Origin of the sequence: Formosa sejongensis, from assembly GCF_033447105.1 — a bacterium.
In the GTDB taxonomy this organism is placed as follows: Bacteria; Bacteroidota; Bacteroidia; order Flavobacteriales; family Flavobacteriaceae; genus Formosa.
In genome coordinates this window covers 1-16,273 of sequence record NZ_JAWQUN010000031.1, presented here as the reverse complement: position 1 = coordinate 16,273, position 16,273 = coordinate 1, and the positions used below count along the sequence as shown (strand labels likewise).

Sequence of the window (16,273 nt, the reverse complement as noted above, 5' to 3'; positions counted from 1 at the left end):
ATAGTAGTATATAAAATTAAATGAAAACATATACATACATAGCGTTTCTTTTTCTGTTTACGATTTCAACCGTGAATAGCCAAACGACTGACTGTATATCTTATAGTTCAGATTCTCTTTCGCAACGTGTTGTTTATAAAATTATAGATGGGAATGCGTTAACAATGGACATCTATAAACCAAATAAATTTAAGAGTAGAAAAAAATATCCTACGCTTGTTTTATTTTTTGGAGGTGGCTGGAAGGGCGGTAGTATTTCACAATTAGAACCACAGGCGAAGTATTTTGCATCTCGAGGAATGGTGACTGTTTTAGTAGATTATAGAGTTAAAAGCAGACAGGATACTTCACCTTTTGAAGCGGTTAGTGATGCGAAATCGGCCATACGTTTTTTAAGGGAACATGCCAAGATGTACAATGTGAATCCTAAAAAAATAGCGGCTATGGGCGCTTCGGCTGGAGGACATATTGGCGCTGCAACAGCTATGGTTTCTGGATTAGATGAACCTTTTGAAGATGCATCTATAAGTTCTAAGGCGAATGCTTTGGTGCTTTTAAATCCGGTTATTGATAATGGCCCTGGAGGTTACGGTTACGAAAGAATTGGTGAACGTTATATGGAGATTTCGCCATTACATAATATTACAAAAGGTGCGCCACCAACAATTGTATTTCAGGGGACAGAAGATCAACATACACCTGTTGCGACGATTGAGAAATTTAAAGCAAATATGGAATCTGCAGGTAACCGTTGCGATTTGTATTTATATGAAGGAGAAAAACATGGGTTTTTTAATAAAGGCAAACAAAAAGGGGATACCTATTATATTGAAACCGTTCATGATGCCGATTTATTTTTGGAATCTATAGGCTATTTAAAAGGTAAACCAACAATTTAGAAACAAACAAACAGACATTTTAACTATGAAGTACGTATCATTTATTTTAATTATGGCAATCACATTGTCTTCGTGTAGGACACAGGACAATGATGCGGTTACAAAACTGTATGTGTCAGTCGAACAATCTGCACAAGCCGATGGCAGTAAAACACAACCCTTCTCTACCTTAAATGAAGCAGTTAATAAGGCTTTAGAATTAAAACAAAATAATTCAAAATTAAACATTGAAATCAATATCCTCGCCGGAGATTATAATTTAGAGAAAGCCATTTTAATTACACCTGAATTAAGCGGAATTTCTATTAAAGGCGCAGGGGCTTCGGATGTTACTATTAAAGGATCTAAAACGTTAGAGCTTAATTGGGAAAGTTATAATGATAATCTGTTTGTGGCAGATGTCGATGCAAATTTAGATTTCGATCAACTTATCATTAATGGAAATCCTCAAATTTTAGCGCGTTATCCTAATTACGATGAAACGGCTCACTATTGGAATGGTTCTGCTGCCGATGCGATTTCTGTAGATCGTATTGCAACTTGGAAGCAGCCTGAAGGTGCTTATTTTCATGCCTTACACGGTGGGAAATGGGGAGGATTCCATTTTGTAATTACTGGAGTAAACGAAGATGGAACGGCTATTTTAGAAGGCGGACAACAAAATAATCGTGGTTCTGAACCTCATGAAGAGCTTCGCATGGTAGAAAATGTGTTTGAGGAATTAGATAGTCCAGGAGAATGGTTCTTAGATACAGATAAAAATAAATTATTCTATTGGCCAACAGCCGATGTAAACATAGAAACGTCGACAATTGAAGTTGATGTCCTTAAAGATTTAATTCAAGTTATAGGAACTATAGATAATCCGGTAAAAGATGTAAGTATTAGTGGCATCACTTTTAAATATACCAAGCGTACATTTATGGAAGATTTTGAGCCGTTATTACGTAGTGATTGGTCTATTTACAGAGGCGGTGTCTTGTTTTTTGAAGGCACAGAAAATTGTAAAGTCATCGATAATGAATTCACTAATCTTGGTGGAAATGTTATTATGGTAAGTAATTATAATTCAGGCTTGCAGATTAAAGGAAATCATATCCATGAGAATGGCGCAAGTGCAGTGTCTTTTATTGGAGATCCTTCTGCAGTACGTTCGCCTTCATTTAATTATGGACAGTTTGTAGACTTAAAAGATATGGATACCATTGCAGGTCCTAAAAACGAATTATACCCGAGAGATTGTATTGTTGAAGATAATTTAATTCACCGCATTGGTCGTATAGAAAAACAAACAGCAGGTGTTCAAATTGCCATGGCGATGGATATTACCGTAAGTCATAATAGTATTTACGATGTGCCAAGAGCTGGAATAAATATTGGAGATGGAACTTGGGGTGGACATATTTTAGAATTTAACGATGTGTTTAATACCGTTTTAGAAACCAGTGATCATGGGTCGTTTAATTCTTGGGGACGCGATCGTTTTTGGCTTCCAAAACGTCAATTAATGGATAGTATAACTATGGAAATTCCTGATATGTATACGTGGGATGCTGTGAAAACTACTGTGATTAGAAATAACCGTTTCCGTTGTGACCATGGTTGGGATGTCGATTTAGACGATGGGTCTTCAAACTATCATATTTATAATAATTTAATGTTGAATAGCGGATTAAAATTACGTGAAGGATTTAATCGTGTAGCCGAAAATAATATTATGGTGAATAATTCTTTACACCCGCATGTGTGGTTTGAAAATAGTGAAGATGTGTTTATGCATAACATTATTGGCGATGCATATCAAGATGTTGGCTTGTTAGGTTGGGGTAAAGAGTTGGATTATAATTTCTTTCTGAATGAAGCGGCTATGATGAAATCTCAAATTTACGATAGAGATTTGCATAGTGCTTATGGCGATCCGTTGTTTATAGATCCAGCAGCTTTAGATTTTAGAGTTGCGGAAGACTCACCCGCTTTAAAAATCGGATTTAAAAACTTTCCTATGGATCAGTTTGGGGTTCAAAAAGAAGCGTTTAAAGCACTTGCTAAAACACCAGAAATTCCTATATTAAAAGATGCTTCGGAAAGTACGGGGAGTCCTGTAGTCGCTTGGTTACGAAACAATTTAAAATCTGTAGATTCTCCACAAGAACAATCGGCTTACGGATTAAATTCCGCTGAAGGCGTTATTATTTTAAGCATTTGGAAACCGAGTCCTGCTGTTCAAAATAACGGGATTAGAAAAGGAGATGTTATTCTTAAAGCAGACGGAAAGCCGGTAAAGACTGTTCAAGATTTCTTTAAAATAAATGTAGAAAATAAAACAGACGACATGGAATTAGTAATTATGAGAAACCAGTCTGAGGAAACAATTAAAATAAAAACAAATTAAAGATTAACTAAAATAAAAAAAAGATGAAAATGAAAACGTTAAGGAACATGTGCTTACTGGTGGTAATCGTCATGTTAAATTTTGGTCCGGTAATGGGGCAATCAAGCTCTAAGAAAAAATTGTCTGATGACGACCGTATGGAATGGTGGCGAGATGCTAAATTTGGTATGTTTATACATTGGGGTGCTTACTCAATAATTGGAGGAGAACGCGGATCCAAAATTGCTGGAGGTGGTGCAGAATGGGCGATGGATAAATTAGATTATACCATTGAAGATTATGAAAAATATCCTGAAATGTTCGATCCACAGTTATTTGATGCAGATGCATGGGTAACAATGGCTAAAAATGCAGGGATGAAGTATATTGTACTTACATCTAAGCACCATGAAGGATTTGCTTTATGGGATTCAAAAGTGTCGGATTACGATGTTATGGACACCGCACCTTTTAAGCGCGATATTGTTAAAGAAATGGCTGAAGCATGTGAGAAGCAAGGTATTAAATTTTGTTTGTACTATTCTATTGTAGATTGGCATCATCCGCAAGCTCAGGGTAATTTATATCCAAATTACAACATTTCTCAGCATGACGACCCTTCTGTAGTAAATCCAGAATTTCCAGAATATTATGAAAATTATATGAAACCTCAAGTTGGTGAATTATTAAATAATTATGGTGATATTGGTGTGGTTTGGTTTGATGGTGATTGGATTTCGGATTATACAACAGAAATGGGGAAAGACCTTTATAGCTATATCCGCGAAATTCAACCAAATACCATTGTTAACAATAGAGTTGATAAAGGACGAACTGGAATGGATGGTATGAATAATCAACCAGGAGAATTTGCTGGAGATTTTGGAACACCAGAACAAGAAATTCCTGATACAGGAATCGATACAGACTGGGAAGCATGTATGACTATGAACGGAACTTGGGGGTATAAACCTTCAGATGTTAACTGGAAAAGTAGTACAGATTTAATTGAAAAATTAGTAGATATCGTATCTAAAGGAGGAAACTTTTTGTTAAATATCGGACCTGATGGATTCGGAAGATTTCCTGCAGAAAGTATCAGACGTTTAGATGCAATGGGACAATGGACTAAGAAAAATGGTGAAGCTATTTATGGAGCATCTGCAAGTCCGTACGAAAAACCAAAATGGGGACGTTACACTCAAAAAGACGGTGTGCTTTATGCGATTGTTTTTGAATGGCCAAAAGACGGTACTTTAAAATTAAATAAAGATATCAAAGTTAAAAAAGCAACATTGTTAATCGATCCAACAAAAGAATTAAAAACACTTGGAACATCTCGAGAATTACTTATAGATGTACCTATGATCGCTCCAGATGCTCCGGTGTCTGTTGTTAGAATTGAGTTAGCAAAATAAGTCAATTTTATAGCAAGAAGCGTGTTTTAGGTCATGGTTTATATAAAATGAACCATAATTTAAAGCAGATTTCACTTAAAAAGAATAACATTGTATGAGGCTTATAAGCGGATTGCAATGTTATTTTTTTGTTTACATGGTAAACGTAATTTGTATAGCTATTGCTTTTATTCAAGTGAAATTTTAAATCATAAAACCATCATATTAAAATCATATAAAATGAAAATTTTTAAAAAAACTATAGTTCTTTTTGTTTTAGCAATAACCTACATAAGTACAGGTTACGCTCAAGAAAATGCGAATCAGAAACCAAATTCTGATTACGACCAATTTAGTGAAGCATGGCAATTGGCAAATCAAGAAGCCATTTTTGAAGTTGCTGAGAGTCCGTTTGAAAAACCAAATTGGGGGAGTTATACAAAAAAAGATGATGTGGTTTATGCCCTTGTTTCTGATTGGCCAAAAGATGGAAAACTGATTATCGATAGCCATATAAAAGTAAGAACAGCATTCTTAGATTATGGCGATAAAAAACTAAAAACAAAATTAATAGATGGAAATTTAACTGTTTTTGTGCCTGAGGTGGCTCCAAGTGAAATGCCTGTAGTAATTAAAATTCAATTAACGCCTACGGAAGATTGGGCAAATTTAGGACGTTATAGCAAGGCGAATTCAGAACTAAAAGCCCCTGCTAAAAACGAAGATAGAGTTGTGTTTATTGGGAATTCAATAACCGATAATTGGACTAGAGATCACGGTGTGTTTTTCGAGGAAAATCCGAATTATGTAAATAGAGGCATTAGCGGACAAACAAGTGCGCAAATGTTGTTACGCTTTAAACCAGATGTTATAGAGTTACAACCAAAAGTTGTAATAATTTCAGCAGGTACTAACGATATCGCGGGGAATAGAGGAGAGATAAGTATAGACCGTATTGCGGCCAATATATTTTCTATGGCAGAGTTGGCGAAAGCAAATAATATAAAAGTCATTCTTGCGTCTGTCTTACCCGCAACGAGTTATTCTTGGAGTGCATCCATTGAGCCGGCAGATAAAATAATAGAACTAAATACGCGTATTAAAGCGTATGCCGAAGCACATAATATTCTCTATTTAGATTATTACACACCCATGGTAAATGAAGAAAAAGGATTAATAAAAGAATTAGGTCGAGATACTGTCCACCCAAATGTAGAGGGCTATCTAATTATGGAGCCTATGGTGAATGATGCTATTCTAACAGTTTTAAAAAAATAGAGGTATATATATATAATAGCGTCCTAAACGATTAGTCTCTTTTTTCTAAAAAGATATGCCAATGCTGACTTTATGGAATTAGTTGTTCTGCGGGAGATACTTTTTCTATACACCTTGAATTTTGTTTTTTTGTTGGCCTATCGAAAATTTATCGTAAAATTTGAAGAGAAAGTATCGTAAAATTTAAAGCTGTTTGAGCTAAACGTATGTTCCTATATTGTTGATTTTTAGTATCGAGTTCTTTAAATTTAGATAGTGAGCGAAGAATTTAGATAAAAGTTCGTAAGCCTAGATTTTTTGGCTTGGTCTATCCAGAGCGTAGTCGAAGGATTTTTATCAATGAAAAAAATGAACATATAATATTATTTAGGACACGATTGGTATATATAGTATTTAAAATTGATCTTCAACCATAGATATGGTTGAGTGACTTATAAAATAGTTATAGTTTACCGAGATAAAATAAGTGTTGTGAAAATTAATGAAGCTTATGCATATGGCGTATTAAATTGATAGCATTTGAGACTAGTTTATCAGTTTTTTAGAGCTGACTATTACCCCATATTAGAGTGCTAGTTAAGCGTAGAAGTACCTATTATTAATCAAATAAACCTCAAGAAAATTTAAGATCAATGAATCGACTCATTCTAACGTTATTTTTTATTCTAACCATTCCGTTTATCGGATTGGCACAACAGGAGGAAAAACGTTCTTCAGAATCCGATTATTGGAACAACAACACACCGTTAGTGTCTTATCGTTTACCTCCGCCTCCGATTGGATATGAGCCAACGCGAATTGATTTAGATAATGACGGAGATCCAGATATTATAAAATCTATCACAATTCATAATACACCTATCATGTGGATTGACGATGACGACGATATGCAAGTAGGCGATTTTGAAGGCGATACAGATAGTGATTGCCTACTGATTGATATTAACAAAGATGGAAATTATTTCGATATTAATGATGCAGCTTTCGATTGGGTCGATACAGATGGAGATGGCGTTGCAGATATGCAGGTTTATATAGATAATACACCTAGAGGCACAAGGCGAGGGCCACATTATATGTGGATGATAGACGCAGATAAAGACAATGTATTTAACTATTTTGATTGGAATACGTTTCGTCTTCGGGCGTGGTTACATGAAGGGAGATCAAATTTTATAGAAGATTATTCTGGACAAAGTACTTTCTTAAAGGCACATGCTACAACAGATCACTTGCATGATTTGAGATTAAATTGGGAGAACCCATTTTTATTTTTCGACTACGATGAAGATGGATTAACAGAGATGACATTTAGGGGAACCGATAGACCTGTGAATCACCCTGAGCAATATACAGAAGGCAAGATTAGCTATGCCGCAATATCTTTAGATTTAGATAATGACAATACACCGGGAAATGAGTATGATTTTGATATGTCGATTAAATTTGAAGGTGAAGGATTTGACTATATGGATCAGGTTCACAAATTTGAGAATAAAAGAGTAGAGGAAACCGATAAATATATTAAAGACCCGCGCTGGAGGGCGATTTCTGAGTTAATCTATCCTGGTTTCGAGTCAGCTTTGGATTTAACCTATAATAGAGGTAAATGGGATAAAGTCGCTTTCGTGTATGATGAAGATGATGATTGTGAACGCTGGGAGCGCGTAGAATTTTACGATCCTATGGATCTGTTTAAAACGGGTGCGAAGCAAGGAGGTTTAGATAATCATATTCAAGCAGATGCGATTGGAGACCGAGGTGAATGGGATCTGGATAACAGTGGAAACGGAAATTTATATATTTCTAAATTTGATGGAAAAATACATCTTTATGGTGCAGAGTGGGGCGCTTGGAGAATAGATCAACTTGCCTTTTCTTATCAGGCATGGGGCGGAGTTGAAGACTTCTATGAGCCTAGACATAGTCGAAAACAAAATGAATTTAGCCCTTTCAGTACTATTAAATATGAGGATACCGATAATAATGGTTTTATCGATAAAATTGAGATGGATATAAATGGAGATACCCATTTTGAAAAAACGGTGCTTTTAAAAGAATTAGGTATTGATGACCAATGTGAGATTATCAATATATCTGAAATGGAATATAACGACTACAGAGCACTGCATAAGTCTATGTCTAATGCTATTTGGAAGCAAGCAGAAATGGCGTTGGAAATTGCTTCAGAAAAGGGATTGAATACTTCATGGTATGCATTTATGAAACATCCAAAATCAGAAAATCAGAAGTATAACTATGGCTATTGGTTACAATTTTATGTCTATATGGATTTACTTGATCAAGCAAAACGCTCAAAGAACGAATTACAAATTAAAAAAATTGATAAGGCGTATTTTGGAGGCAATTGGAATGCTTTAATTAATTAAGTTTAAAAATCAATAGCATCCTAAACGATTAATCTCTTTTTTCCAAAAAGATTTGTCACTGCTGACTTTATGGAATTAGTTGTGCTGTGGAGGTACTTTTTCGATGTATGTTGAATTTTGTTTTTGGGTTGACCTATCGAAAATTTATCGTAAAATTTGTAGAGAAAGTATCGTAAAATTTAAAGCTGTTTGAGCTAAACGAATGTGTTTATTTTGTTGATTTTCGGTAGCGAGTTCTACAAATTTAGATAGTGAACGAAAAGTTTAGATAAAAGTTCGTAAGCCTAGATTTTTTTGGCTCGGTTTATCCAGAGCGAAGCCGAAGGAGCTTTTTATCAATGAAAAAAATGAACATATAATATTATTTAGGACACGATTAATTAAAAATAAACAATAACAAATTTTAAAAATATAAAATATGAAGTTTCCTACTCTTCTTGGTGCTATACTATTGTTATCCCTATTTTTTGTAAGTAATTCTTATGGTAACAGTACGATAAAAACGGCTAAATGGGAAACCGTTGATTTGTCGTTTAAGGCAAAAGGAAAGATAGACCAACCGTTTCAAGTACAAATGTCCTGTGAATTCATAGGTCCTGAAGGTTCTAAGATAACGCTCGATGGATTTTATAATGGAAACAATGAATGGATTGTACGTTTCAACCCTGGTAAAGAAGGCATATGGAAAGCGTTAAGCACTTCATCAGTTAAAAGTCTTTCGAATAAAAAATATACGATTGAAGTAGGTTTTGCAAAACCGGATAATCATGGAGGTCTTAAGATTAGCGATAAGAGTCCACAACGGTTGAGTTATGAAGATAACACACCTTATAATTTGGTAGCAAATGAAGTGGATTGGCTTTTTGCTCTGGATTATGGAGATCCAGATTTACCAAAAACAAAAACAATGGTAGATGCTCTAGCTTCTAACGGATTCAATCAAATTATAATGAATGTTTACGCCTATGATTTAGATTGGGAGCAAAGTGAAAATATTAATCCGAAATGGGATTTTGGATCAAAGAAAGCCATATTTCCTTTTTTAGGAGACAATGAAAATCCTGATTATTCCGGCTTAAATATTAAATTCTTTAAACATTTTGATCGCATAATTGATTTGTTGGAAGATAATGGGATTATTGCTCATATCATGATTTACGTTTGGAACAAGAAGGTAAATTGGCCCGAAGCGAATTCGGTTGCAGATAATATGTATTTTGATTATGTGGTTAAAAGATACCAGGCGAAAAGTAATGTGCTTTGGGATATTTCAAAAGAAGCGTTGCGATATGGGTATGATGATCCTAATTATATTACTGAACGTATAGATAGACTAAGAGAACGCGATGCCTATAATAGATTAGTAACGGTGCATGATTATGACTATTGTGAGGCTAATCCAGATAAAGTAGATATCATTTCTGCTCAATTTTGGTTCACCGATATTTATAGTGATATGCTTAAGATTAAAAATCTATATCCAAATAAACCAATCATGAATTTGGAAAATGGGGGATATGAAAAATGTCAGTACGACATTTTTTTAGATAGCAATTATGATGATCCTATATCGTGTGTTGAAAGAAACTATAAATGTGCTTTTGCGGGTGCGTATACTAGCTACTATTGGCAAGGATCTGCATGGAATATTGTAATTTATGATCCTTTTGATGACGATGTTACCATCCAACCTAAATACGAGTATTACAAGTATATGCAAGAGTTTTTGGATAAGGTCAATTTCGAGGAACTTCAACCTGATAATCGCTACTGTTCAAGTGGTTATAGTTTAGCTAATCAGGAAGATGGAGAATATGTTTTTTACATGCCTAAGGATAATAGTGCTATGGCTGTTAAAGGTCTTCCTAAAGCAGAGAAGTTGCAAATCCAGTGGTTTAACCCACTAACAGGAGAGTACCAAGAACCATACATCGTTGATTTTAAAAGTTGGATGGTGTTAAATCCTAAATTTGAAGGGATTGATAATATAGTTATAGTGCATTTAATCAATCCACTTTAAGTAGAATATTCAAAACGAATACAAATATTGAGCTAAAAATTGATGGTTTTAGTGTTGTCTAATTTAATCACCTGTATTGCTTTTATGACTTGAACTTAGATTTATTAAAATAAATAAGAAAAATGAAAAAATACATTTTAATAGCGACCTATTGTATTGCTATACTCTTCGCAGGAACAGCTGTCGCTCAGGATCGTACAGCACTGCATGAAAGTGCTACTAAGCAAGCAAAAGAATTAGTTAGTCAGATGACTTTAGAAGAAAAGGTCAATTTAATAGAAATGACGAGTTTACCTATAGAACGTTTGGATATTCCAGGGCATCATTGGTGGAATGAAGCATTACACGGTGTAGCACGTCGTGGAGAGGCGACTCAGTTTCCAGTGCCACTTTCTATGGCTTCTACCTGGAATCCGCCATTAATTAAAGACATGACCATTGCTGTTAGTGATGAAGCTCGTGCTTTGAATAATGCAGATTCGGCTGAAGATAAAGCAAAACGATACCACGGATTAACCTTATGGAGTCCTGTAATTAATATGGCACGTGACCCGAGATGGGGGCGTACCGAAGAAACCTATGGCGAAGATCCTTTTTTAACAACAGAGTTAGCGTGTGCTTTTGTAGATGGTTTACAAGGAGACGATCCAAATTACCTGAAGACTGTGGCTACGGTTAAACATTTTGTTGTAAATAATACAGAACATAATCGTTTATATGTGCGTCCAGATGTGTCAGAACGTGCATTGCGAGAATATTATTTTCCTGCATATCGCGATGTCATTGCACGAGAAGATGTAGAATCTATCATGACAGCTTATAATGGTTTAAATGGTATTCCGTGTTCGGCCAATAAATGGTTGTTAACCGATATTTTACGCGACGAATGGGGCTTTAATGGAACTGTAGTTACCGATGTTGGTGTGCCTGGACATATGGTTGAAAAACATAAATATGCTAAAAATGGTGCAGAAGCTGCTGCGATGATGATTACGGCTGGTGTGGATATGTATTCAGGTTCTGATAGAGCAGCCGAAGTTAACGAAAGAGAATGGTCTAAGCAAGCTGTAGAACAAGGGCTAATGAAAGAATCAGATTTAGATCAAGCAATTACTCGTAATCTAGCGACGCGAATTAAATTGGGACTTTTACGTCCAGACGAAGATAATCCGTATACCAAAATATCAACAGCTGTGATTGGTTCAGAAGGTCATCTTGAAATTGCTAGACAAATTGCATTAGAAGGAGCTGTTTTATTACAAAATAATAATGATGTGCTGCCTGCAACACCAGAGAAATACAAAACAATTCTTTTTGCAGGTCCATATGTAAACGATGCGCCATTTGGTGCCTATAGCGGAAATGCTGCAGGTATTGCCGCAACACCTATGTTCGGAATGCAAGAAATTGCAGGCGATCGTTTTGAAATTAAAAGTCAGTTAGGAGGCAAATGGTTATTCATTCCAGAAGGCAATCTGAATCTGCCAGGAAAGCCAAATACCAAAGGTGTAAAAGGGGAGTATTTTGAAGGAACTAAACTTGAAGGCTCACCTATTTCTGTGAGAACAGATCGTGGTATCGATTTAGATTTACCAAAACCGTTAGCACATATCGATCCGGAGATTCCACAACCTACGTTTTCGGTGCGTTGGACGTCCGAATTAACGCCTAATCGTACGGGATTACATTATTTCTCGATTACAGCATTTAGCGGTGCAAGGGTTTGGATAAACGATGAAAAAGTATTGGATAATTGGCACAGTAAAGCACCTGATACTGAAGAATCTCAAGGGGTTTTTCTAGAAGAAGGAAAAGTTGTTAGTTTAAAAGTTGAATATTATAATAGCGAAGTAGATCTTGCTCAGGCGTTGTTGAAATGGGTTGAACCTCAAGAAGACGTGACTGTTGAAAATCCAGAGGATAAATTATTAATTTATGTTGGAGGTCTTACGCGTAATATGTCAAAAGAATCTCATGATCGCATGAACTCAATAATGCCTGAAGATCAAATAAAAGAAATTAAAGTACTAGCCGCCATTTATCCAAATATGTTGGTGGTCCTTAATGGCGGAACTGTAATGCAGTTATCTGAACTTAATGAAGTTGTGCCTGCTATATTATTACAATGGTTTCCTGGACAAGAAGGCGGTTTTGCTTTGGCAGAATTGATTACAGGCCAGGTAAGCCCTTCTGGACATCTTCCGCTTACGTTCTATACCGATCCTGAGAAATTACCAGATTTTGAAGATTACGAAATCAGTAAAGGGAGAACGTATATGTATATGAAAGATAATGTGACGTATCCATTTGGATATGGACTAAGTTATACGTCATTCGATTATTCAGGGTTGAAAGTGACACTAAAGAAAAAAGAAGTCACAGCGGTATTAGATGTTAAGAATACTGGGGTTATGGATGGCGATGATGTCGTTCAGTTATATGTTACCAATTTAGATTCAGAAGTATATCAGCCTATTCGTCAGTTAAAAGCGTTTAAAAGAGTGACTGTCCCTAAAGGTAAAACAGAGCAAGTTGCATTGAATTTTTCTATAGACGATATGGCGTGGTGGGATGTAAATAAGCAAAAATATGTAGTAAATCCTGGGCGTTACGAAATTCAGATCGGGAAGTCTTCAACAGATATTGTAGAGAAACAGATTATAACTGTTAAATAACCAAATCCATTAAATTCAATTAAAATGAAAGCGAAACAATTAAGGCCTTTTATTCTTTTAGGCGGGCTTCTAGCACTAAACGTCATGGTCGTGCATGGGCAATCGGATCCATTATCAGATACTGGGTTTGTTGAAATATTTAATGGTGAAAATTGGGACGGTTGGCATTTAAAGTTGAGAAATGGAGATGCGGAAATGGCTAAAGAAGTCTTCGCTATAGAAAATGAAGAAGTGCATGTATTTAAAGATATGCCAGATAGTCTAAACCTGAGTACAGGCGAGAATGCGACACACGGTTTGTTTTATACCAATAAAGAATACAGTAATTACATTTTGAGATTTCAATATAAATGGGGCGAAAAAATCACAAATAATTTTGATAGATGGCAGTATGACGCCGGCGTGTATTATCATGTTACAGACGATAATGTTTGGCCTATCGGCATTGAATATCAAATTAGATACAATCATTTAACCGATAAAAATCATACAGGTGATTTAATTAGACCTAAAGGCGCTGGTTATGATTGGTATTCTACTAAAGATGGTAAAACATTTTTGTCGCCTAAAGATGGTGGAATTCCTGAAGATAAAAGTGATTGGATGCATTTAGCGAAACCAACGAAGAATCATAATGCACTAAATGATAAATGGAATACCTGTGAAATTATTGTTATGGGCGGAGAATATACTATTCATAAGCTCAATGGAGAAATAGTAAACATGGCGTTCAACTTAACACCTGAAGCGGGGATTATCGGATTTCAATCGGAAACGGCAGAAATTTACTATCGAAATATTCGAATTAAAGAGTTTGAAACCGCCGTACCAATAGAAGTGTTTTTGGATTAATATAAACAACCAAGAAGCGGTTAGACTAAAATATGCAACAAATTAAGCCTTATGAGTAGAATTAAAATCAGCCTGTTTTTAGTGTTTTGTAGTACTATATTTATGGTATCGGCACAAGAGAAATCTAATTTTAAGGAAAGTAACTTTATAAAACCAAACGATAGTGCTTTGCAGTTTAATGGTGTGCTGTTTTCGCAGGTCACAGAATCCGAAGCTGAGCTACATCGATATACCGAAGATTTTTTTAATGCAGGTTTTGATGGGACGTTGGAAATAACGAGAGCAAGAACACAACCGGGAATTAGTATTCGTTTTAAAACAAATAGTCCGCTTATAACATTAAAATTTGACAAATTAGAAAATAGTCAAGGGAGGAAGCGACGGTTTACGGTTTTTAAGGACGATGTTAAGACTTATGATTTTATTACAGATTTAGAGTTTACAATTGCTAACCCATCGAAAGAGATCAGCGAATGGGAGGTGTACCTACCTCATTTTTCAGGAGTGAAGTTCTTAGGCTTAGAGCTGTCCGAAGGTTACACTTTATCCGATTTACCCGAAATTGAAAAGCCACTATATGTTGCTATTGGAAACTCTATAACACATGGCGTTGGACAATCTGGAACCATAGATACATATCCTTACCGTGTGGCCGATGCTTTAGGATTTGATTACGTAAACTTAGCTACTGGCGGATCTGAAATATCGATTGAAACCTTACGAAATTTTGAAGGGTTATCTCCACGGTTAATTACCGTATTGTGGGGGTATAACGATGTGACCTATGAAGCAGATCCCATTAGTGGTGTGCTACCGATTTATGAAACCCTTATTAGTAATTTATGTAGTAGGTTTCCGCAAGCCGATATTATTTGTGTATCACAAACATTTACCACTACCGTTGTGGGTAAAGTAAATCCAGAAAATAGGATGGACGTCTGGCGTAATGGCAGCACAGCGGTTATTGAAAAGCTTCAGAAACAATATGATAATTTACATCTTGTTCGGGGTTTAGTGGTTGTAACCTCAGAAGCCGATTTAAAAGATAGTGTGCATTTAAATAAACAAGGCGCTAAAAAACTAGCCGCAGCTATAGTCGCTAAATATCAAGCTGAAAATAAATAATATCTGTTTGAAGTCAGTAAAAGGGTGAATAAGCAGGAGATAAATAAAAGAAGGCGATAAAAGTATGTCAATTGAGACCTTTTAGGATTAAAAATTTATAATAAAAATGAAACGTAAAATCTTTGTAAATCTTTTAGGTACAGCTGTGTTGGGGTTAGGAGTGCGACCGTTATCTTTTGGATTTCAGCAGACTAACGTTACAAACCCTATTATCTGTAAAAAAGCGTGGGAGGCATTATGCGGAAATGTAGGATCTGTGTATAAAACCGATGCTTTTAAATATATCGAGCCCAAAGCAGATTTGCCTAATGTACTTATTTATGGCGATTCTGTTTCAATTATGTACTCATCAACCGTTATAAAAAGTTTAGAAGGTAAGGCTAACGTTATTCGATTATTTAAAAATGGAGGATCGAGCAAAAATTTTATTCCAAATATGGAGAAAATGCAGACCGCTATGTTTCAGCCAAATTTGGAGCAAGGTTGGGATTTTAAATGGGATGTGATTTATTTTAATGTGGGATTACACGATTTAAAATATCTAAAAGGAAAACACCTAAATATAAATGGAGAACAAGTTTCAACTTTAAGTGCATACAAATTGCAATTGGATACTATTTGTGACTATTTGAGTACAAATTACCCCGAAGCAAAATTAATTTTTGCAACGACAACACCGGTGCCAGATGGTGCTAAAGGACGAAAAGAAGGCGATAGTATTGCATATAATATAGCGGCTTTAGAAGTTATATCTCAGTACCCAAATATAGATGTAAACGATTTATATACGTATACCAAACCCCATCAGGAAATTTGGGCTCAAGAACCGGGTAATGTACATTATAATGCTTTGGGTAGTGAAGAACAAGGAAAAGAAGTGGCTCGTGTAATTTCAGAACAACTAAAAAAATAAAGCCTTTAAAATGAAAAAATCTCTTTTTTAGTTAACACTCATCGTATTTGTTTTTTGTACTAGTATGCATTCGGTTTACAGTCAAAATTCAAAACAGATAAAACAAAAAACCAATATTGTTTTCGTGATTACCGACGATCAGGGTATGGGCGATTTGGGAGCAACTGGAAACCCATATATAGAAACACCAAATATCGATAAACTTTATAATCAGTCCATATATTTAATTGTAGAGGTCAGTAGTTAGTTACTTATTAATTTAGTTTGATATATTTTATCTCTATCGACCATTTTTGTTATTAAGTTATTGAATATTGTGTTCTTACTTTGCGAACGATTTATTCTAAAACAAA

The 16,273-nt window shown here is 35.3% G+C and carries 11 protein-coding genes and 1 pseudogene; 11 read left to right on the top strand and 1 reads right to left on the bottom strand.

What is annotated here, in order from left to right; genetic code table 11:
* The first annotated feature begins 20 nt into the window (after positions 1–20).
* From R6X41_RS18320 to R6X41_RS18270, 11 genes are all read left to right on the top strand, one after another.
* A complete protein-coding gene (locus R6X41_RS18320) occupies positions 21–899 on the top strand; it encodes an alpha/beta hydrolase (protein WP_318501810.1) in 879 nt (292 codons plus the stop codon).
* A gap of 25 nt (positions 900–924) precedes the next feature.
* On the top strand, positions 925–3,291 hold the full coding sequence (locus R6X41_RS18315; protein WP_318501809.1) for a PDZ domain-containing protein: 2,367 nt from the start codon (positions 925–927) through the stop codon (positions 3,289–3,291).
* Positions 3,292–3,320: 29 nt separating this feature from the next.
* A complete protein-coding gene (locus R6X41_RS18310) occupies positions 3,321–4,688 on the top strand; it encodes an alpha-L-fucosidase (protein ID WP_318501808.1) in 1,368 nt (455 codons plus the stop codon).
* A 219-nt stretch (positions 4,689–4,907) separates the two neighbouring features.
* The gene (locus R6X41_RS18305) at positions 4,908–5,945 is read left to right on the top strand and encodes a GDSL-type esterase/lipase family protein (protein ID WP_318501807.1); all 1,038 of its coding nucleotides are present in this window, start codon (positions 4,908–4,910) and stop codon (positions 5,943–5,945) included.
* A gap of 632 nt (positions 5,946–6,577) precedes the next feature.
* Positions 6,578–8,335, top strand: coding sequence for a hypothetical protein (locus R6X41_RS18300; protein WP_318501806.1), 1,758 nt, complete (start codon positions 6,578–6,580; stop codon positions 8,333–8,335).
* Positions 8,336–8,753: 418 nt separating this feature from the next.
* Entirely contained in the window at positions 8,754–10,355 is a 1,602-nt protein-coding gene (locus R6X41_RS18295) for a DUF5060 domain-containing protein (RefSeq protein ID WP_318501805.1), read from the top strand.
* A gap of 122 nt (positions 10,356–10,477) precedes the next feature.
* Positions 10,478–13,030, top strand: a complete 2,553-nt coding sequence (locus R6X41_RS18290) for a glycoside hydrolase family 3 N-terminal domain-containing protein (protein WP_318501804.1) — start codon at positions 10,478–10,480, stop codon at positions 13,028–13,030.
* Between the two features lie 24 nt (positions 13,031–13,054).
* Positions 13,055–13,882 carry a 3-keto-disaccharide hydrolase gene (locus R6X41_RS18285; protein ID WP_318501803.1) on the top strand — a complete coding sequence of 276 codons (828 nt, stop codon included), beginning with the start codon at positions 13,055–13,057 and terminating at the stop codon, positions 13,880–13,882.
* Positions 13,883–13,933: 51 nt separating this feature from the next.
* A complete protein-coding gene (locus tag R6X41_RS18280) occupies positions 13,934–15,007 on the top strand; it encodes an SGNH/GDSL hydrolase family protein (protein WP_318501802.1) in 1,074 nt (357 codons plus the stop codon).
* A 106-nt stretch (positions 15,008–15,113) separates the two neighbouring features.
* The gene (locus R6X41_RS18275; protein ID WP_318501801.1) at positions 15,114–15,920 is read left to right on the top strand and encodes an SGNH/GDSL hydrolase family protein; all 807 of its coding nucleotides are present in this window, start codon (positions 15,114–15,116) and stop codon (positions 15,918–15,920) included.
* 124 nt (positions 15,921–16,044) lie between these two features.
* Entirely contained in the window at positions 16,045–16,167 is a 123-nt protein-coding gene (locus R6X41_RS18270) for a hypothetical protein (RefSeq protein ID WP_318501800.1), read from the top strand.
* Here the strand turns inward: R6X41_RS18270 and R6X41_RS18265 are convergent.
* Positions 16,164–16,273 (bottom strand): annotated as a pseudogene (locus tag R6X41_RS18265) (IS1595 family transposase); the annotation flags it as partial. The gene R6X41_RS18270 and the pseudogene R6X41_RS18265 sit on opposite strands and share 4 nt — an antisense overlap.